The organism is Pantoea sp. RCC30.1 (assembly GCF_058148845.1).
Genome location: NZ_JBXUHX010000019.1, coordinates 25596 through 42914, shown reverse-complemented (window position 1 = coordinate 42914; position 17319 = coordinate 25596). Strand labels below are relative to the sequence as shown.

The window sequence follows — 17319 nt, the reverse complement described above, 5'->3', positions numbered from 1 at the left end:
AGCCCCAAAAGGGGCTGGCTCTTTCAGCGTATCAGAGGGGTTACTCTTCGCTGACGCGCTCGATGTTCGCGCCCATCGCTTTCAGTTTATCTTCGATGTGCTCATAGCCACGATCGATGTGATAAATGCGATCAACAAACGTCGTTCCTTCCGCAATACAACCCGCCAGAACCAGACTGGCTGAAGCACGCAGATCGGTCGCCATCACCTGCGCACCTGACAAGGTTTCAACCCCATGACAGATCGCCGTATTGCTCTCAATCTCAGCATGTCCGCCCATACGGATCAGTTCCGGGATATGCATGAAACGGTTTTCGAAAATGGTTTCGGTAATCAGGCCCGTGCCTTCCGCGACCATGTTTAACAGGGTGAACTGCGCCTGCATATCGGTCGGGAAACCCGGATGCGGTGCAGTACGCACGTTGACCGCTTTTGGTCGCTTGCCGTGCATATCCAGACTTATCCAGTCTTCACCCGTTTCGATGTCGGCACCTGCATCACGCAGCTTAGCCAGCACAGCGTCCAGCGTATCAGGCTGGGTTTTGTGACACATCACTTTGCCGCCTGAAATCGCAGCTGCTACCAGGAAGGTACCGGTTTCGATACGGTCCGGCAGGACGCGGTAGACACCGCCACCCAGACGCTCTACGCCTTCGATGGTGATTTTATCGCTGCCTGCGCCACTGATTTTGGCACCCAGGGTGTTCAGGAAGTTGGCGGTATCCACAATTTCCGGCTCACGGGCCGCATTCTCAATCACGGTAGTACCGGTCGCCAGCGTCGCAGCACTCATGATGGTGACGGTTGCACCGACGCTGATTTTGTCCATGACAATCAGCGCGCCCTTCAGGCGGCCATTGACTGACGCTTTAACGTAACCCTCTTCCAGCTTGATCTCGGCACCCAGCTGTTCCAGACCGGTAATGTGCAGGTCAACCGGACGCGCGCCGATAGCGCAGCCACCCGGCAGGGAAACCTGACCCTGACCAAAACGGGCCACCAGCGGGCCCAGCGCCCAGATTGAGGCACGCATGGTTTTTACCAGATCGTAAGGCGCACAAAATACATCTACCGCGCTGGCATCGACATGCACAGAACCGTTGCGTTCCACCTTCGCACCCAGCTGAGTCAGCAGCTTCATGGTGGTATCAATGTCACGCAGCTTTGGCACATTCTGGATCTCTACCGGCTCTTCAGCCAGCAGTGCAGCAAACAGAATAGGAAGTGCGGCGTTCTTCGCCCCGGAAATGGTTACTTCACCACTTAAACGGGTGGGGCCTTGCACACGAAATTTTTCCATTAACACGGCTCTCAATTAACTCGCTAAAAATTGGACTCGCCCACGGCGAGTTCACCACACTGGGGATCAGAAACCGTTGAGTTTACGGTCACGCGCCCATTCAGCGGGAGTGTAGGTTTTGATAGAGACAGCATGCATGCGGTTATCCGCGATGAATTCCATCAGCGGCGCGTAAACAGCCTGCTGCTTTTTGACGCGGCTCAGTTCGCCAAACAGTTCGCCTACGGCGATTACCTGAAAATGGCTGCCATCGTTGCTCATCACATGGACTTCGTCTAAAGGCAATGCGGCCATCAGCACGGCCTGAATTTCACTGTTTTCCATTGGGCTTAACTTCACTTAATAATAATAAGGCTGACATAGTAGAGGAAAGCGGCTGACTCTTAAATACGCAAAAGCCCCTATCGAAAACAGGGGCTTAGCATAACAACTGGAAATCAGGCGCTTTTATCCGCAGAAACAATAATCTGTTGCAGATTGTAAAGCGTAATCAGCGAGTGCAGTTTATCGCTGATGCCCGTAAAGCGTGGGGTAATACCCTGTGCCCGTGCGATTTCCCGCAGGTGTACCAGCAGGGCGAGACCGGAAGAGTCAACACGCTCCAGCGCCGCGACGTCGATGGTATCGACATCTTTAATCAGCGACTCGCGTTGCTGCCACAGGCTCATCAACGTGTCGCGATCCAGTTCGCCTTTCAGTAACAGCGTGCTGGCTTCCCGCTCCCAGCGTAACGATTCGTGCATTATTTTTGTTTATCCAGCGTGATCGGCTGTGCCGCAGAAGACTTCAGTTGTGCCGTCAGACCATCGATACCTTTGGTACGTAAAAGGTCGCTCCACTCATTTTGTTTGGTGGTGATCATGCTGACGCCTTCGGCGATCATGTCATAAGCCTGCCAGTTACCGGTCTGGCTGTTTTTACGCCACTGGAAGTCGAGACGAACCGGTGGACGGCCATTTGGGTCGATAATTGAGACACGAATGGCGACAATCTGGGCATCGCCCAACGGCTGCTCAGGCTGAATCTGGTAGCTCTGGCTGTTATAGAGTGCCAGTGCCTGACCATAAGCCTGTGCCAGGTAGTCACCAAAGGCGCTGAAGTAGGCTTCGCGCTGAGCAGGCGTAGAATCACGATAGTAGCGGCCCAGCACTAACGCGCCTGCATATTTTATCTGCACATAAGGCAGTAGCTCCTGACGCACAATTTCACGCAGGTAGTTCGGATCCTGCTTGATTTTCGGCTGCTCATTTTTAAGACGGGTGAACGTCTTTTTCGCCGCTTCGTTCATCAGTTTGTAGGGATTGCTCTGATCGGCTGCGGTCGCCGTCAGCGGTACTGCAACTATCAGCATTGCAATCATCAGTAAACGTTTAAACATGTTTTACCCTCTTCTTTAAGGTTGAGCCGGTGCCGCAGGCGCAGCACTGTCGCCTTCCTGCGCATCCTTGTTGTCACTTTTTTGTTTGCTATCGCCGCTCTTATAAAGGAACTGGCCGATTAAATCTTCAAGCACCATGGCTGACTTCGTGTCGCGCAGCGTATCGCCATCTTTCAGCATTGCCGAACCGAGCTCAGGATCGTCAAAGCCCAGGTTCAGCGCCAGGAACTGCTCGCCCAGGAGGCCCTGAGTCCGGACAGCCAGCGAGCTGGTATCTGAAATTTTATTCGCATACTGATCGCTGATCTCCATGGTGACACGCGGCAGCAGCGTTTTCGGCTCAAGTGCAATTTCTGTTACCCGGCCAATGACCACACCGCCGATTTTAACCGGTGAACTGGCTTTCAGGCCGCCGATATTGTCAAAGGTGGCGTAGAGTTTCCACGTCGGCTCCGTGCCCATCGACTTTAAATCGGCGACGCGCAGACAGAGAAACAATGCGGCGATCAACGCCATAATCATAAAAATGCCAACCCAGATTTCGCTTTTTTTGCTTTGCATTGCATCAATTCCCAAACATCAGTGCTGTCAGCACAAAATCCAACCCGAGCACCGCCAGTGAAGCATGTACTACGGTACGCGTTGTCGCGCGACTGATCCCTTCAGAAGTGGGAATCGCGTCATAGCCATTAAAGAGAGCAATCCAGGTGACCGTCACTGCAAATACGGCGCTTTTGATGATGCAGTTAACGACGTCGGTTCGGAAATCGACCGCGTTCTGCATGGCTGACCAGAAGAAGCCGGGATCGATTCCCTTCCAGCTCACGCCAACCAGTGCACCGCCAGCGATACCGACCGCGGTGAAGATCATTGTCAGTAGCGGCATACTGATAAAACCGGCCCAGAAGCGCGGCGAGACGACGCGGCGCAACGGATCCACCGCCATCATCTCCATACTGGAGAGCTGTTCAGTGGCTTTCATCAGACCAATTTCAGCCGTCAGTGCCGACCCTGCCCGTCCGGCAAACAGCAGCGCGGTAACAACCGGCCCCAGCTCACGCAGCAGCGACAGCGCCACCAGCATACCCAGACTGGTTTCGGCACCATAGGTGTTCAGCACCAGATAGCCCTGCAGTCCGAGTACCATGCCGATAAACAGACCTGAAACCACAATAATCAGTAACGACAGTACGCCAACACTATAGAGCTGTTTGATCAGTAGCGGCGAGTGCCTGCGGAACGCGGGTTTTCCCACCAGCGCGTGAAACAGCATTAATCCTGCGCGTCCAAAACTGGCGCAAGTTTCAATTCCCTGACGACCGAATGACGCCAGCGCCTTCAAGACCATCTGTTTAGTTACTCCCTGAGCCGGTTAAATCAGCGAGATAGTCGCCGGCAGGAAAACGGAATGGAACCGGACCATCCGCATGGCCATCAATAAACTGGCGCACGCGCGGGTCATTATTCTCTCGCAGTTCCGGCGTGGTGCCATGTGCGATAATTTTTTGTCCGGCCACGATATAGGCATAGTCCGCAATACTCAGTACTTCCGGTACGTCGTGCGAGACCACAATACAGGTCAGGCCCAGAGCATGGTTAAGTTCGTCGATCAATTTTACCAGCACGCCCATGGTAATGGGATCCTGTCCGACAAAGGGTTCGTCGAACATGATCAGCTCCGGCTCAAGCGCGATCGCGCGTGCCAGAGCCACACGGCGTGCCATCCCGCCCGATAGCTCAGCCGGTTTCAGCTGGGCCGCGCCGCGCAGGCCCACCGCTTCCAGCTTCATTAATACGGTGCTGTGCAGAATCGGTGCGGGCAGACGAGTGTGTTCACGCAGCGGCCAGGCGACATTTTCATAGACCGTTAAGTCAGTAAACAGGGCGCCAGACTGGAACAGCATGCTCATTTTCTTGCGCGCTTCGTACAATTTAGCGCGAGACAATGACGGAATGTTTTCGCCACGGAAAAAGATTTCACCGCTGGTTGGCTGGAGTTGCCCCCCAATCAAGCGTAGCAGAGTGGTTTTTCCTATCCCCGACGGTCCCATTATCGCCGTCACTTTGCCTTTCGGCACGGTCAGCGAAATGTCGTCGAAGATGGTGCGATCTCCGCGCGAAAAACTCACGCCACGAACCTCAACCAGATTCGTATGCTGCTGGATCATTATTACCTCTTATAAGGATCGGGCGTAAACATGGGGTACGATGGTAGCCTGTTCGGTTCTGATTCACGATAGCTTTACAGAAACTTACCGCTAAGATTTGGCGAAAATGGTCATTAAATTTACTTTTGCCGTTCAGGCGGTCAAAATCAGCGCCTGTCTCGCCAAACAGAACCTTAAACCGGTCGGAAATGGCATTGCCGGCCTGGGTTTTTACGCAAGGATTTTTCATGTTCGTAGCTTCTGCACTGCTGATCATCGGTTTGCTTTTACTGGCATATGGTGCCGATCGTCTGGTGTTTAGCGCCTCTATATTGTGCCGATCGTTTGGCATCCCGCCACTGATTATTGGCATGACCGTTGTCAGCATCGGCACCTCGCTGCCAGAGATGATCCTCTCCTTTTCCGCGGCGCAGCATGGCCAGATGGATCTTGCTGTTGGCACCGCGCTCGGCTCGAATATTACCAACATATTACTGATTCTGGGCGCCGCTGCACTCATGCATCCGCTCAGCGTCCATTCTAATCTGATACGCCGTGAATTACCGTTGATGTTGCTGGTTACCCTGCTCAGCGGATTCATGCTGTTTGACAATCAGCTTAGTCGACTGGATGGAATTGGCCTGATCGCCATTGCCGCTATTTATCTGATGGTGGTGATTCGCATTGCGCGTAAAGCCGAACAGGACAATAACGACACCCTGACCCGCGAGCAGCTGGCCGAACTGCCTCGTGAAGAGAGCGGAAATACCGTGGCCTTTCTCTGGCTGGCCGTCGCGCTGATTATTCTGCCGATGTCGACCCGGATGGTGATCGACAATGCCACCGCCTTTGCCGACTACTTTGGCGTCAGTGAACTGGTGATGGGCCTGACGCTGATCGCCGTGGGCACCAGCCTGCCCGAGCTGGCAACGGTGATTGCCGGCGCGCTGAAAGGTGAAGATGATATCGCGATCGGCAATCTGATCGGCGCCAACATTTATAATATTGCCATCGTGCTGGGCCTGCCAGCGCTGATTCACCCCGGCAGCGTCGACTATCACGCTTTCGCCCGCGATTACTGGGTGATGCTGGGTGTCAGCGTGCTGTTTGCCTTGCTCTGCCTGCTCCGTCGCCGACGTGTTGGCCGTACGGCAGGCTTATTTTTACTCTGTGGTTTCTTCGTCTGGGTGACGCTGCTCTGGATGCAGCCGGCATTCATGGACGGCTAACAAGGACAGACTCACTATGTCATATCAGCAACCAACAGCATTTGATTTCCAGCAGGCGGGAAAAACCGTCCTGCGCATCGAGCGTGAAGGACTGGAACAACTCGATCAATACATCAACGATGATTTCGCCCGCGCCTGTGCCCTGATCTACACCTGCCAGGGGAAAGTGGTGGTGATGGGCATGGGCAAGTCTGGCCATATCGGCAAAAAAATGGCGGCGACCTTTGCCAGTACCGGTACACCCGCCTTTTTTGTGCATCCGGCTGAAGCCAGCCACGGCGATCTCGGCATGGTCAGCAAAAATGATGTGGTTATTGCCATCTCCAACAGCGGTGAGTCGAACGAAATCCTCGCGTTGATTCCGGTATTGAAACGTCAGCACATTGCGTTGATCTGCATGACCGGCCGACCTGATAGTGCGATGGCCCGGGTTGCCGATGTACATCTGTGTGTCCATGTTCCGCAGGAAGCCTGCCCGCTGGGTCTGGCACCCACCACCAGCACCACAGCCACGCTGGTAATGGGCGACGCGCTGGCGGTTTCGCTGCTGGAAGCGCGCGGGTTCACGGCGGAAGACTTTGCCCTCTCCCACCCTGGCGGTGCGCTGGGCCGCAAACTACTGCTGCATGTGGCTGATATCATGCACAGCGGTGATGAGCTGCCGCACGTCACGCGTGATGCCTCACTGCGCGATGCGCTGCTGGAAATTACCCGCAAGAATCTGGGGCTGACGGTAATCGTCGACGGTCTGATGAAAATTGAAGGTATCTTTACTGATGGTGACCTGCGCCGCATCTTTGATATGGGCATCGATTTCCAGCGCGCCACCATTGGAGAAGTGATGACGCCAGGTGGCATCCGCGTCCGGCCAAACATGCTGGCGGTTGAAGCCCTTAACCTCATGCAGACCAAAAACATTACCTCAATTCTGGTGGCCGATGACGACCGTCTGCTCGGTGTGGTACATATGCATGACATGCTGCGCGCTGGCGTAGTCTGAACAGGAAGAGAAAATGCAACAGGCAACTCCCCCGATTGAAACCTGCTACGGCCCGGTCACTGCGGACTTTATGGCGCGCGCCAGCAACATTCGTCTGCTGATCTGCGACGTCGATGGCGTGATGTCCGACGGAGTGATCTACATGGGGAATAATGGCGAAGAGCTGAAGGCATTCAACGTGCGGGACGGTTACGGCGTGCGCTGTTTGCTGACCTCCGATGTGGAAGTGGCTATTATTACCGGCCGCAATGCCCGTCTGATGGAAGATCGCTGCAAAACGCTCGGCATCCGTCATCTTTATCAGGGACAATCCGATAAGCTTTTGGCCTATCGTGAACTTCTGGATAAACTGTCTCTTTCCGACGATCAGGTCGCCTACATCGGTGATGACCTGATCGACTGGCCGGTTATGGCGAAAGTGGGATTAAGCGTGGCGGTAGCGGATGCACATCCAATCCTGTTGCCACGCGCGCATTATGTCACGCGGATCGCCGGCGGACGCGGTGCGGTTCGCGAAGTATGTGACCTGATCTTAATGGCGCAGAACAAATTTGAGGATGCCAAAGGGCAATCAGTATGAGTAAAAGCAGGCGTTGGATAACGCTGATTCTGACCTTGATTGCACTGGTTTTGATCGGCTGGAATCTTACTAACCAGGATGACGATGCCACGCCAGTCGGGACGGGCAGTCAGTCGCCGACCTATACCAGTGCGGATTCACATACTGTGGTTTACAACCCGCAGGGCGCGCTGTCATATAAACTGGTCTCAGACAAAGTGACCTATTTCTCGGATGACGAGCTGAGCTGGTTCGAAAATCCGGTGATGACCACTTATGATGAGAACAAAATCCCTACCTGGACGCTACGCGCGGATAAAGCAAAGCTCACCAAAGATCGTATGCTTTATCTGTATGGCCATGTTGAGCTGAATACGCTGACGCAGGATTCTCAGCTTGAGCGTATCAAAACGGATAACGCGCAGATCAATCTTGTCACTCAGGACGTTACCTCTGATGACCAGGTGACATTGTATGGCCGCAGTTTTAACTCCACCGGCATGAAAATGCGCGGCAATTTACGGACAAAAAACGCCGAGTTAATCGAGAAGGTCAAAACCTCATATGAAATTCAAAATGAACAAAAATAGCCTGAAGCTTTTACTGGCCAGCATGTTGCTGGCAACCAGCGTTCCAGCGCTTGCCCTGACCGGTGACTCGGATAAGCCCGTCAATATTGACTCGCAGAATCAGGCGCTGGATTTGCAGGGCAATGTCGCGACCTTTACCGGCAATGTCATCGTGACGCAGGGTTCAATCAAAATCACGGCGGATAAAGTCGTGGTGACCCGTCCTGGCGGCGACAGCAAGAAAACCATCGTTGATGCCTACGGTAATCCCGCTACCTTCTATCAGATGCAGGACAGCGGCAAGCCGGTTCAGGGCCATGCCTCAAAACTGCACTACGAACTGGCTAACGATTTCGTTGAACTGACCGGCAATGCTTTCATTGAGCAGCAGGACAGCAACATCAAAGGCGATCGTATTACCTATCTGGTAAAAGAGCAGAAAATGCAGGCTTACAGCCAGGGCCAGAACAAGCGCGTCACCACCGTCCTGGTGCCGTCGCAACTTCAGGATAAAGGTTCGTCCAACAGCGGAAAGAAGAGTAACTGATAGCTATGGCCACATTAATCGCAGAAAACCTGGCGAAGGCATATAAAGGCCGTCGCGTGGTAGAAGATGTCAGTCTGCAGGTAAAGTCCGGCGAGATTGTCGGCCTGCTTGGCCCGAACGGGGCCGGTAAGACCACCACCTTTTACATGGTGGTGGGCATTGTCCCGCGTGACGCTGGCCGCATTGTTATTGATGATGAAGATATCAGTATCCTGCCGCTGCATGCGCGTGCGCGTCGTGGCATCGGCTATCTGCCGCAGGAGGCGTCGATTTTCCGTCGCCTCAGCGTCTACGATAACCTGATGGCAGTACTGCAGATTCGTGATGATCTGACCGAAGAGCAACGCCAGGATCGCGCCCGTGAGCTGATGGAAGAGTTCCACATCGAGCACCTGCGCGACAGCATGGGTCAGGCACTTTCAGGTGGTGAGCGACGTCGAGTTGAGATCGCGCGCGCACTGGCTGCTAATCCTAAATTTATCCTGCTGGATGAGCCTTTTGCCGGTGTTGACCCGATCTCCGTTATCGACATCAAGAAAATCATTGAGCATCTGCGTGACAGCGGCCTCGGCGTGCTGATCACCGACCATAACGTGCGTGAAACCTTAGCGGTCTGTGAGCGGGCTTATATCGTCAGCCAGGGACGCCTGATTGCGCACGGAACACCTAATGAAATTCTTGCGGATGAGCAGGTTAAGCGGGTTTATTTGGGTGAAGAGTTCAGACTCTGATAAGGTGTCGTTAATACCGATGTTTACCTGGGAACGATTATCCTGTCTATGAAGCAAGGTTTACAACTCAGGTTCAGCCAACAGCTGGCAATGACTCCACAATTGCAGCAGGCGATTCGTCTGCTGCAACTCTCTACGCTTGAACTCCAGCAGGAGTTACAGCTTGCTCTCGAAAGCAATCCGCTGCTTGAGCAGACTGATCTGCATGAAGAGATCGACTCCCGCGAATCGTCAGAGTCTGAGGCGCTGGATACACGCGAAGCGCTTGAGCAGAAAGAGATGCCCGATGAACTGCCGCTGGATGCCACCTGGGATGAGATCTATACCGCGGGCACGCCTTCCGGCACCGGCACCGATTATCAGGATGATGAGTTACCGGTTTATCAAGGCGAAACCACGCAGTCACTTCAGGACTATCTGATGTGGCAGGTTGGACTGACGCCTTTCAGTGACACCGATCGCGCTATTGCCACCTCTATCGTCGATGCTATTGATGACACCGGATATCTCACCGTTTCGCTTGAGGAGATCCTCGACAGTATCGGCAACGATGAGCTTGAAGCAGATGAAGTTGAAGCGGTGCTGAAACGCATCCAGCGCTTTGATCCTATTGGTGTTGGCGCGCGCGATCTGCGTGACTGTCTGCTGGTTCAGCTGTCGCAATATGCGCCTGAAACGCCAATGCTGGCTGAAGCACGCCTGATCGTCAGCGAACATCTTGACCTGCTGGCAAATCACGATTTCCGCAGCCTGATGCGGGTGACGCGTCTCAAAGAAGAGGTGCTGAAAGAGGCGATGCTGCTGATTCAGTCGCTGGACCCGCGTCCGGGTCAGTCGATTAACACCAGCGAACCGGAATATGTCATTCCCGATGTGCTGGTGCGTAAGGTTGGCAGCCGCTGGACGGTTGAACTCAATGCCGACAGCGTGCCGCGCCTCAAGATTAATCAGCACTATGCGGCAATGGGCGGCGCGACGCGCAACGACAGCGACAGCCAGTTCATTCGCAGCAACCTGCAGGAAGCCCGCTGGCTGATTAAGAGTCTGGAAAGCCGCAATGATACGCTGCTGAAAGTGACGCGCTGCATTGTTGAGCAGCAGCAGGCGTTTTTCGAGCAGGGTGAAGAATTTATGCGTCCGATGGTGCTGGCGGATATCGCCCAGGCTGTTGAGATGCATGAGTCGACCATTTCCCGTGTGACCACGCAGAAGTATTTGCACAGCCCGCGTGGCATTTTTGAACTGAAGTACTTTTTCTCCAGTCACGTCAATACTGAAGGTGGCGGCGAAGCCTCCTCGACGGCGATTCGTGCCCTGGTGAAGAAATTAATTTCGGCGGAAAATCCAGCCAAACCCTTGAGCGACAGTAAACTGACCTCCATGTTATCTGATCAGGGGATTATGGTGGCACGGCGTACCGTCGCCAAATATCGTGAGTCTTTATCCATCCCGCCATCGAACCAGCGTAAGCAACTGGTTTGAAAGAAATGAGAAGGAAGACCTATGCAGCTGAACCTGACCGGGCAACACGTTGAAATCACTGCGCCTCTGCGTGAATTCGTAAACGGTAAATTTGCCAAACTGGAACATTATTTTGAACATATCAATCAGGTCTATATTGTCCTGAAGGTTGAGAAAGTCACTCAGGTGGCGGACGCAACACTACACGTGAATGGTGGCGAGCTGCACGCCACATCAGAAGCGGAAGATATGTATGCGGCAATTGATGGGTTGATCGACAAGCTTGCCCGTCAGCTGACCAAACACAAAGATAAACTGAAAAAACACTAACCTTCACGCTAGCGACGCGCGCCTGGCGCGCAGAGCCGACAGGATGGGGCGGATAATCCGCCCCGTTTTGTCATCTGAGCAAGCGCCGTTTGTCTCGGGCGTTAAGACGCGCTGCGGTGAATGGCCTGGTGAACACGCAAGTGAAACGATAATGAACAACGATCTCACACTGGAATTGAGCACAGTGCTTTCGCCAGACTGCACCCGCAGCGGCGTACACTGCCAGAGCAAAAAACGTGCGCTGGAAATCATCAGCGAACTGGCCGCTAAGCAGCTCAACCTGCCGCACCAGACGCTTTTCGAAGCGATCCTGACCCGCGAACGCATGGGCAGTACCGGTATTGGTAACGGGATAGCCATTCCTCACGGCAAGCTGGAAGAGGATACGCTGCGCGCGGTTGGGGTGTTTATCAGCCTCGAACAGCCGATTGCGTTTGATGCCGTCGACAACCAGCCGGTCGATCTGTTGTTTGCCTTACTGGTCCCGGCTGACCAGTGCAAAACACACCTGCACACCCTGTCACTGGTGGCGAAGCGTCTGGCAGATAAAACGGTCTGCCGTCGTCTGCGTGCTGCGCAGAGTGATGAAGAGCTCTACGCCATTATTACGGAAGTCCAGACAGAGCAGTAACGCGTCTTTACCGGCCTGGAGCCGGTTTTAAAACGGGAGAGAAGGTCATGGTGCTGATGATCGTTAGCGGTCGTTCAGGCTCGGGGAAGTCAGTGGCACTCCGTGCGCTGGAAGATATGGGGTTCTACTGTGTTGATAACCTGCCAGTCGTGCTGCTGCCTGAGTTAGCTAACTCGCTGGCTGAGCGCAATATTTCGGCAGCGGTCAGTATCGACGTGCGTAACATGCCTGAATCCCCGGAAATTTTTGAAACCGCACTGAATAATCTGCCTGACACATTTTCACCTCAGCTGCTGTTCCTCGATGCCGATCGCAACACCCTGATTCGTCGCTACAGCGATACGCGCCGTCTGCATCCCCTCTCCAGCAAAAACCTGTCGCTGGAGAGCGCCATCGATGAAGAGAGCGATCTGCTGGAGCCGCTGCGTTCGCGAGCCGATCTGATCATCGACACCTCAGAGATGTCGGTGCATGAACTGGCCGAGATGCTGCGCACCCGCCTGCTGGGCAAGCGTGAACGCGAGCTGACCATGGTGTTTGAATCCTTTGGCTTCAAGCATGGCATCCCGATTGACGCTGATTATGTGTTTGACGTGCGCTTTCTGCCCAACCCCCACTGGGATCCGAAACTGCGCCCGATGACCGGCCTCGATCGTCCTGTGGCGGCCTTCCTTGATCGTCACACTGAAGTGCATAACTTTATCTACCAGACGCGCAGCTACCTTGAACTCTGGCTGCCGATGCTGGAAACCAATAACCGTAGCTATCTTACCGTGGCGATTGGCTGCACCGGCGGCAAACACCGCTCTGTCTATATCGCAGAACAACTGGCGGATTACTTCCGTTCGCGCGGTAAGAATGTTCAGTCACGCCATCGCACGCTGGAAAAGCGCAAATCATGACCGTCCGACAAACTGTAGAAATAAAAAATAAGCTGGGCATGCACGCCCGTCCGGCCATGAAGTTGTTTGAGCTGGTGCAGAGCTTTGATGCCGAAGTGTTGCTGCGCAATGAGGCGGGTACGGAAGCCGAAGCCAGCAGCGTGATTGCGCTGCTGATGCTCGACTCGGCCAAAGGCGGGCACATTGAGATCGAAGCCAGCGGCCCGGAGGAAGTTCCGGCGCTGGCTGCGGTCATTGAGCTATTTGAAGCGGGCTTCGATGAAGATTAAGGTTTAGTCGAGCTTATTACGCTGCAGGAAGCCCTCGCCGCCCAGCTGGCGCATCTGACGCAGTATCCACTGCTGCCGCTCTCTGACATAACCTGAGGGCGCAGCAGCACGATAACGAATCGGATTAGGCAGTACTGCAGCCAGCAAAGCGGCGTCGGCTGCGGTCAGCCGGCTGGCTGGCTTATGGAAGTAGCGCTGTGAAGCCGCCTCAACGCCAAAGATACCCGGCCCGAATTCTGCAATATTGAGATAGACGGTCAGTATGCGTCGCTTTGTCCAGACCGTCTCAATCCCTACCGTCAGACCCGCCTCCAGACCTTTACGGACCCAGCTGCGACCATCCCAGAGGAACAGATTCTTCGCCGTCTGTTGTGACAGCGTGGACGCCCCGCGCATCCGGTTGTCGCTCTTATCCAGTACGGACTCAATCGCCGCCACATCAAAGCCCCAGTGAGTGGGAAACTTTTGATCTTCTGAGGCGATAACCGCCAGTCCCATCCAGGGCGAAATCTCGTCATGGCCAACCCAGTCTGAATGTGCGACATAACTAAAATCACCGCGTAACCAGGCACCGATCTGTCGTTCAGCCATCACCGCCGAGAACGGTACCGGTAAGAATGAAAAGAGTAAAATCCCCGCCAGCCATACCAACAGCCATACCAACAGCACGCGACCAACAATACGTCTGATACGCTGTCCGACGCTTCCTTTATGCTTGTTCATGCAATCTTCCCATACTTGTTTCAGACGTTAATCAATCACTCATGTAATCACTGCTGTTAAAGCAGTCTTTTTACGATTATCGCTGAAAACGAGGAGGTAGTTTCCAGACTTTATTCAATCATTTTGCATCAAAATGCTGCAACAGTTCGAAATAGTTCAATGACTTCCGAAAAAAAGGAATCGGTTCCATTAATTGAACCTGCTTAGCACCTTTCCAGATAAAAAGTTAATAATCGGTAATAAGCGCCCGCATAAATCATTCGCTATACTTAACTGTTATTTTTTTCTTAATCCAATGCTGTCCAAAGCTTAATCAGAATTATCGCTATAAAGTATAAATAAACAGCGATTAACGGACTCACTTTTGGCTGTTATGGCACCGTTTTTTTCCAGCCGGAACCCTCATGTCAGGAGGAGAAAAAGACAAACTTTTAGATTCTTCTTTATCATTCCAAATCGTTTTGGTTAATTCGTATCATTTCAGGCTGCGCGCGTGCAATATCAGCGTTTTAGCCGCTCTGAAGAGGAAAATGTTAACGCTGGCTCACTTTACTGCTACCCGACCACCGTTTCGCTGTACAGCAGCCTTAAAACTACACGAAAAAAGGCAAAAATGATTAAAATAACAGCAATGCAGCACAGAAATTGATTCCTTACTTGACTGTGTTGCCAAATTAATGTTTTCTGTATTTAAACGCTGCTCAATATCACAAATTTTAATGAATCTTGTCGCATGAGAAGATGAATTTGCTAAGGTGATGACAGTGTTAACCAATACCCTGCGGCTGCATTAATTATTCATATCATAGCGGCCGCAATGATTTCCCTGGTGTTGGCGCAGTATTCGCGCACCCCGGCCTCGGCTGGGGTCATTTTTTTCTGGGGTATCACTTATCCTGCTCTGACACCCAGTCGCGTAATACCTGCACATCGTGTCGCCACTCATGCTTCAGCTCATCAATCCATTCAACGACATTGTCCCACCATGCCGGTAACTCCGGACTCTGAATCTGTTTTGCCAGCATCTGTAAACGCTGCAGCCCGACCGAACCCGCCGCCCCTTTGATTTTATGCCCCTCTTCGGCAATGCCTTTCTGATCGCGCGCCATCAGGTTAGATTCCAGCACCGCAAGATAGTCCGGCATCATCTTTTCAAACATCGTCAGGCTTTGGGTAATCAGGCTCGGGCCAACCAGCTCGATGTACTGTTCCAGCATTGCGACATCCAGCAGCATTCGGGTTTTGTCATCACTGACATCCAGGGTTTCTTCTTCCGGTTCTGCCTGATAATCCCAGTACTTTTTGATCATTGCAGTCAAGGCTGGCACCGCCAGCGGTTTGCTCAGGACGTCATCCATTCCCGCATCGAAATACTCTTTTTTGTCTTTAAGGACATTCGCTGTAAGCGCAACCAGCGGTGGCAGATGCGTTCCCTGATATTGCTGGCGAATCGCCCGTGAGACATCCAGGCCGGTCATATCAGGCAGCTGGATATCCAGCAGCACCAGATCAAATTCCAGCGGGTCAAACATCGCCAGCGCCTCGCTGCCGGTCATAGCGACCTCGACGCTGCAGCCCAGCTTCTCAAGCACCGAGCGCGCCACAATCACGTTAAGCTCAATATCTTCCACCAGCAGCACGTGCAGCGCAGGCAGTGGCAGACTGTCGTCCAGGCCTTCGTCTTCCACCTCTTCAGCAATGCGCGGCGCTTTAATCTCTACGGTAAAGCATGAGCCCTGTCCTGGTGCACTGTGAACGCGGATATCGCCGCCCATCGCCTGCGCCAGACGGCGTGATACCGCCAGTCCGATGCCGGTTCCGGTTGCCGGTTTACCGCCATGCTGGTCTTTCACCTGATAGTACATCGCAAAGATCTTGTCCTGCTCGTCCTGGCGGATCCCCATGCCAGAATCCTGCACCTCAAAGCGCAGCGTCTCATCCTGCTCATACGTCACCCGTACCACGATTTCTCCCTGCTGGGTGAACTTCACGGCGTTACCAATCAGGTTCCACAGAATCTGGCGCAGACGCGTCCCGTCAGTGGAAATCATATGCGGCAGCGGCAGTTGCGGCGCGAGCACAAACTTCAGTCCTTTTGGCTGGGCCAGCAGGCCGGAAAGATTCTCTAAATCGGCGAGGAAGCCAGTGAAGTCGAGCGGCTGATTATCCAGCTGCACTTTACGGCGTTCGATTTTGTCCACCTCAATCACATCATTGAAGATGTTGCCCAGCGTGATGGCGGAGACGTGGATGGTTTTCAGATACTTCAGCTGTTCCTGATTAAGGTCGGTATCCAGTAGAATGCGGCTCAGGCCGACAATGCCATTAAGCGGCGTACGAAGCTCGTGGCTGATCGTAGAGATAAAGGTGGTCTTTTCCCGGCTGGCGTTCTCTAACGCGTCCTGATAGCGCTTACGCTCCGTTATATCGCGGCCAAAGCCCATCAGCCCGCTGCGCTTACCGACACGGTCGTAATAAGGCACCTTCCGGATTTCGAAACAGGCTTTGCGCCCGTCGGGGTATTGCAGCCACTGTTCATAGGTCAGGGAGACATTGTGACGGAACACTTTCTCGTCCGTTTCCAGCACCTTGGTCGCCGCTTCATCATCATAGATATCACGCGGCGTCAGGCCAATCAGCTGCTTTTCGCTTTTGCCGGTCAGCAGTTCCATCGCGCGGTTACAGCCGGAGAACTGTTTATCGATGTTGCGATAGAAGACCAGGTCAGGCGAAGCATCCAGGAATGAACGCAGGAAAGAGGATTGCTGCTCCAGCTCAATCTGTGCCTGTTCACGACGGGTCACCTCTTCACGCAGCTTGTCCATCACCTGTTCGCGTGCCAGCTCCGCCTTTTTACGATCGCTGATCTCCTGATTCAGCTGCGTAATGGTCTCTTTCATCTGCTGATTGAGTTCCAAATCGCGGGTACGCATCTCTTCCAGCTTATCCACCAGCCGTGCCAGCCGTTGCCGGGACTCCTCCAGCTGATCGACCACCACCGACAGAAAATAGACCGCCCAGGGCGTAATCAGCAGCCCGAAGAAGACAGAACGCACCACGTCAATACTCTCGACATGGCCCCGCAGTACCATCGTGACGGCCATCTGGACGATCATCGCCAGCACGACCAGCGCAGACGCCAGCAGCAACGAGAACCTCACCAGTCCAAGCTTGACCATTAAATCAACGTAGTACTGCGCCAACAGACGAATTTGTTTCATAACAACTCCCTGGAAGAGAAACAGCCTCATAATAGCGCAGTTACCCTGCTGACGTCGCAGCACGTCGCAGCACGTCGCAGGGAGATGCGGGATCAAATGCCCTTTTATGGTGCATCCGCAGAGCCGATCGGCGACGTTAAGGACAAAGCGGTTAAAACCCTTGACTGACTGTGCCAAATGAATAATCTGTAAGGCCGCCAGCAAATCACCGATTTCTCTGTACGGCCTTTTTTCAATATCCTGGCAACATTCTGTTGCACAGGCACATCCTTTCTTATGCATACCCATTCATCTTTAGTGATGTTTTAAGCACGCGTGTGCT

Annotated in this window: 21 protein-coding genes; 11 read left to right on the top strand and 10 right to left on the bottom strand. The window is 53.5% G+C overall.

The window, feature by feature from the left end; translation table 11 throughout:
• Positions 1 to 40: 40 nt before the first annotated feature.
• The 8 genes from murA to AC2LB6_RS16615 all read right to left on the bottom strand — a co-directional run bounded on the left by murA (position 41) and on the right by AC2LB6_RS16615 (position 5075).
• Positions 41 to 1300, bottom strand: a complete 1260-nt coding sequence (murA, locus tag AC2LB6_RS16650) for a UDP-N-acetylglucosamine 1-carboxyvinyltransferase (RefSeq protein WP_136196188.1) — start codon at positions 1298 to 1300, stop codon at positions 41 to 43.
• Between the two features lie 66 nt (positions 1301 to 1366).
• Positions 1367 to 1624 carry a BolA family iron metabolism protein IbaG gene (ibaG, locus tag AC2LB6_RS16645; protein ID WP_003851098.1) on the bottom strand — a complete coding sequence of 86 codons (258 nt, stop codon included), beginning with the start codon at positions 1622 to 1624 and terminating at the stop codon, positions 1367 to 1369.
• 113 nt (positions 1625 to 1737) lie between these two features.
• Positions 1738 to 2043, bottom strand: a complete 306-nt coding sequence (mlaB, locus tag AC2LB6_RS16640) for a lipid asymmetry maintenance protein MlaB (protein WP_090963899.1) — start codon at positions 2041 to 2043, stop codon at positions 1738 to 1740.
• A complete protein-coding gene (mlaC, locus tag AC2LB6_RS16635; protein WP_490094321.1) occupies positions 2043 to 2678 on the bottom strand; it encodes a phospholipid-binding protein MlaC in 636 nt (211 codons plus the stop codon). Before mlaC ends, mlaB begins: the two co-directional genes overlap by 1 nt.
• A gap of 15 nt (positions 2679 to 2693) precedes the next feature.
• On the bottom strand, positions 2694 to 3239 hold the full coding sequence (gene mlaD / locus AC2LB6_RS16630) for an outer membrane lipid asymmetry maintenance protein MlaD (RefSeq protein ID WP_490094320.1): 546 nt from the start codon (positions 3237 to 3239) through the stop codon (positions 2694 to 2696).
• Between the two features lie 4 nt (positions 3240 to 3243).
• The gene (gene mlaE / locus AC2LB6_RS16625) at positions 3244 to 4026 is read right to left on the bottom strand and encodes a lipid asymmetry maintenance ABC transporter permease subunit MlaE (RefSeq protein ID WP_090963895.1); all 783 of its coding nucleotides are present in this window, start codon (positions 4024 to 4026) and stop codon (positions 3244 to 3246) included.
• Positions 4027 to 4030: 4 nt separating this feature from the next.
• Positions 4031 to 4846 carry a phospholipid ABC transporter ATP-binding protein MlaF gene (gene mlaF / locus AC2LB6_RS16620; protein ID WP_090963892.1) on the bottom strand — a complete coding sequence of 272 codons (816 nt, stop codon included), beginning with the start codon at positions 4844 to 4846 and terminating at the stop codon, positions 4031 to 4033.
• Positions 4818 to 5075: a hypothetical protein gene (locus tag AC2LB6_RS16615; RefSeq protein ID WP_490094319.1), complete on the bottom strand. Its 258-nt coding sequence runs from the start codon at positions 5073 to 5075 to the stop codon at positions 4818 to 4820. Before AC2LB6_RS16615 ends, mlaF begins: the two co-directional genes overlap by 29 nt.
• On the opposite strand from AC2LB6_RS16615, the gene AC2LB6_RS16610 reads away from it, so the two are divergent.
• From AC2LB6_RS16610 to npr, 11 genes are all read left to right on the top strand, one after another.
• On the top strand, positions 5074 to 6054 hold the full coding sequence (locus AC2LB6_RS16610) for a calcium/sodium antiporter (protein ID WP_090963890.1): 981 nt from the start codon (positions 5074 to 5076) through the stop codon (positions 6052 to 6054). The genes AC2LB6_RS16615 and AC2LB6_RS16610 overlap by 2 nt on opposite strands.
• A gap of 16 nt (positions 6055 to 6070) precedes the next feature.
• Entirely contained in the window at positions 6071 to 7054 is a 984-nt protein-coding gene (kdsD, locus tag AC2LB6_RS16605) for an arabinose-5-phosphate isomerase KdsD (protein WP_490094318.1), read from the top strand.
• Positions 7055 to 7067: 13 nt separating this feature from the next.
• Positions 7068 to 7634, top strand: coding sequence for a 3-deoxy-manno-octulosonate-8-phosphatase KdsC (kdsC, locus tag AC2LB6_RS16600; RefSeq protein ID WP_090963887.1), 567 nt, complete (start codon positions 7068 to 7070; stop codon positions 7632 to 7634).
• On the top strand, positions 7631 to 8203 hold the full coding sequence (lptC, locus tag AC2LB6_RS16595; protein WP_490094317.1) for an LPS export ABC transporter periplasmic protein LptC: 573 nt from the start codon (positions 7631 to 7633) through the stop codon (positions 8201 to 8203). Before kdsC ends, lptC begins: the two co-directional genes overlap by 4 nt.
• Positions 8178 to 8729 (top strand): lipopolysaccharide ABC transporter substrate-binding protein LptA, encoded by a 552-nt coding sequence (lptA, locus tag AC2LB6_RS16590; RefSeq protein ID WP_033762313.1) that lies wholly within the window; start codon positions 8178 to 8180, stop codon positions 8727 to 8729. The genes lptC and lptA overlap by 26 nt, the downstream gene beginning before the upstream one ends.
• Before the next feature lie 5 nt (positions 8730 to 8734).
• The gene (gene lptB / locus AC2LB6_RS16585) at positions 8735 to 9460 is read left to right on the top strand and encodes an LPS export ABC transporter ATP-binding protein (protein WP_090963883.1); all 726 of its coding nucleotides are present in this window, start codon (positions 8735 to 8737) and stop codon (positions 9458 to 9460) included.
• Between the two features lie 48 nt (positions 9461 to 9508).
• Complete coding sequence (gene rpoN, locus AC2LB6_RS16580) at positions 9509 to 10942, top strand: RNA polymerase factor sigma-54 (protein WP_090963881.1); 1434 nt, start codon at positions 9509 to 9511, stop codon at positions 10940 to 10942.
• A gap of 21 nt (positions 10943 to 10963) precedes the next feature.
• Entirely contained in the window at positions 10964 to 11251 is a 288-nt protein-coding gene (gene hpf / locus AC2LB6_RS16575; RefSeq protein ID WP_090963879.1) for a ribosome hibernation promoting factor, read from the top strand.
• Between the two features lie 151 nt (positions 11252 to 11402).
• The gene (gene ptsN, locus AC2LB6_RS16570) at positions 11403 to 11882 is read left to right on the top strand and encodes a PTS IIA-like nitrogen regulatory protein PtsN (RefSeq protein WP_013359876.1); all 480 of its coding nucleotides are present in this window, start codon (positions 11403 to 11405) and stop codon (positions 11880 to 11882) included.
• Between the two features lie 47 nt (positions 11883 to 11929).
• Entirely contained in the window at positions 11930 to 12784 is an 855-nt protein-coding gene (rapZ, locus tag AC2LB6_RS16565; RefSeq protein ID WP_010251920.1) for an RNase adapter RapZ, read from the top strand.
• Positions 12781 to 13053, top strand: a complete 273-nt coding sequence (gene npr, locus AC2LB6_RS16560) for a PTS phosphocarrier protein NPr (protein WP_003851116.1) — start codon at positions 12781 to 12783, stop codon at positions 13051 to 13053. Before rapZ ends, npr begins: the two co-directional genes overlap by 4 nt.
• Positions 13054 to 13056: 3 nt before the next feature.
• On the opposite strand, the gene mtgA is transcribed toward npr, so the two are convergent.
• Both mtgA and arcB read right to left on the bottom strand, forming a co-directional pair.
• Positions 13057 to 13776 (bottom strand): monofunctional biosynthetic peptidoglycan transglycosylase, encoded by a 720-nt coding sequence (mtgA, locus tag AC2LB6_RS16555; protein ID WP_490094316.1) that lies wholly within the window; start codon positions 13774 to 13776, stop codon positions 13057 to 13059.
• 887 nt (positions 13777 to 14663) lie between these two features.
• Positions 14664 to 16997, bottom strand: a complete 2334-nt coding sequence (arcB, locus tag AC2LB6_RS16550; RefSeq protein WP_490094315.1) for an aerobic respiration two-component sensor histidine kinase ArcB — start codon at positions 16995 to 16997, stop codon at positions 14664 to 14666.
• Positions 16998 to 17319 lie beyond the last annotated feature (322 nt).

Bases quoted from the DNA above. Each gene is read 5' to 3' on its own strand.
- murA (WP_136196188.1), bottom strand. From the start codon at position 1,300: ATGGAAAAATTTCGTGTGCAAGGCCCCACCCGTTTAAGTGGTGAAGTA.
- ibaG (WP_003851098.1), bottom strand. From the start codon at position 1,624: ATGGAAAACAGTGAAATTCAGGCCGTGCTGATGGCCGCATTGCCTTTA.
- mlaB (WP_090963899.1), bottom strand. From the start codon at position 2,043: ATGCACGAATCGTTACGCTGGGAGCGGGAAGCCAGCACGCTGTTACTG.
- mlaC (WP_490094321.1), bottom strand. From the start codon at position 2,678: ATGTTTAAACGTTTACTGATGATTGCAATGCTGATAGTTGCAGTACCG.
- mlaD (WP_490094320.1), bottom strand. From the start codon at position 3,239: ATGCAAAGCAAAAAAAGCGAAATCTGGGTTGGCATTTTTATGATTATG.
- mlaE (WP_090963895.1), bottom strand. From the start codon at position 4,026: ATGGTCTTGAAGGCGCTGGCGTCATTCGGTCGTCAGGGAATTGAAACT.
- mlaF (WP_090963892.1), bottom strand. From the start codon at position 4,846: ATGATCCAGCAGCATACGAATCTGGTTGAGGTTCGTGGCGTGAGTTTT.
- AC2LB6_RS16610 (WP_090963890.1), top strand. From the start codon at position 5,074: ATGTTCGTAGCTTCTGCACTGCTGATCATCGGTTTGCTTTTACTGGCA.
- AC2LB6_RS16615 (WP_490094319.1), bottom strand. From the start codon at position 5,075: ATGAAAAATCCTTGCGTAAAAACCCAGGCCGGCAATGCCATTTCCGAC.
- kdsD (WP_490094318.1), top strand. From the start codon at position 6,071: ATGTCATATCAGCAACCAACAGCATTTGATTTCCAGCAGGCGGGAAAA.
- kdsC (WP_090963887.1), top strand. From the start codon at position 7,068: ATGCAACAGGCAACTCCCCCGATTGAAACCTGCTACGGCCCGGTCACT.
- lptC (WP_490094317.1), top strand. From the start codon at position 7,631: ATGAGTAAAAGCAGGCGTTGGATAACGCTGATTCTGACCTTGATTGCA.
- lptA (WP_033762313.1), top strand. From the start codon at position 8,178: ATGAAATTCAAAATGAACAAAAATAGCCTGAAGCTTTTACTGGCCAGC.
- lptB (WP_090963883.1), top strand. From the start codon at position 8,735: ATGGCCACATTAATCGCAGAAAACCTGGCGAAGGCATATAAAGGCCGT.
- rpoN (WP_090963881.1), top strand. From the start codon at position 9,509: ATGAAGCAAGGTTTACAACTCAGGTTCAGCCAACAGCTGGCAATGACT.
- hpf (WP_090963879.1), top strand. From the start codon at position 10,964: ATGCAGCTGAACCTGACCGGGCAACACGTTGAAATCACTGCGCCTCTG.
- ptsN (WP_013359876.1), top strand. From the start codon at position 11,403: ATGAACAACGATCTCACACTGGAATTGAGCACAGTGCTTTCGCCAGAC.
- rapZ (WP_010251920.1), top strand. From the start codon at position 11,930: ATGGTGCTGATGATCGTTAGCGGTCGTTCAGGCTCGGGGAAGTCAGTG.
- npr (WP_003851116.1), top strand. From the start codon at position 12,781: ATGACCGTCCGACAAACTGTAGAAATAAAAAATAAGCTGGGCATGCAC.
- mtgA (WP_490094316.1), bottom strand. From the start codon at position 13,776: ATGAACAAGCATAAAGGAAGCGTCGGACAGCGTATCAGACGTATTGTT.
- arcB (WP_490094315.1), bottom strand. From the start codon at position 16,997: ATGAAACAAATTCGTCTGTTGGCGCAGTACTACGTTGATTTAATGGTC.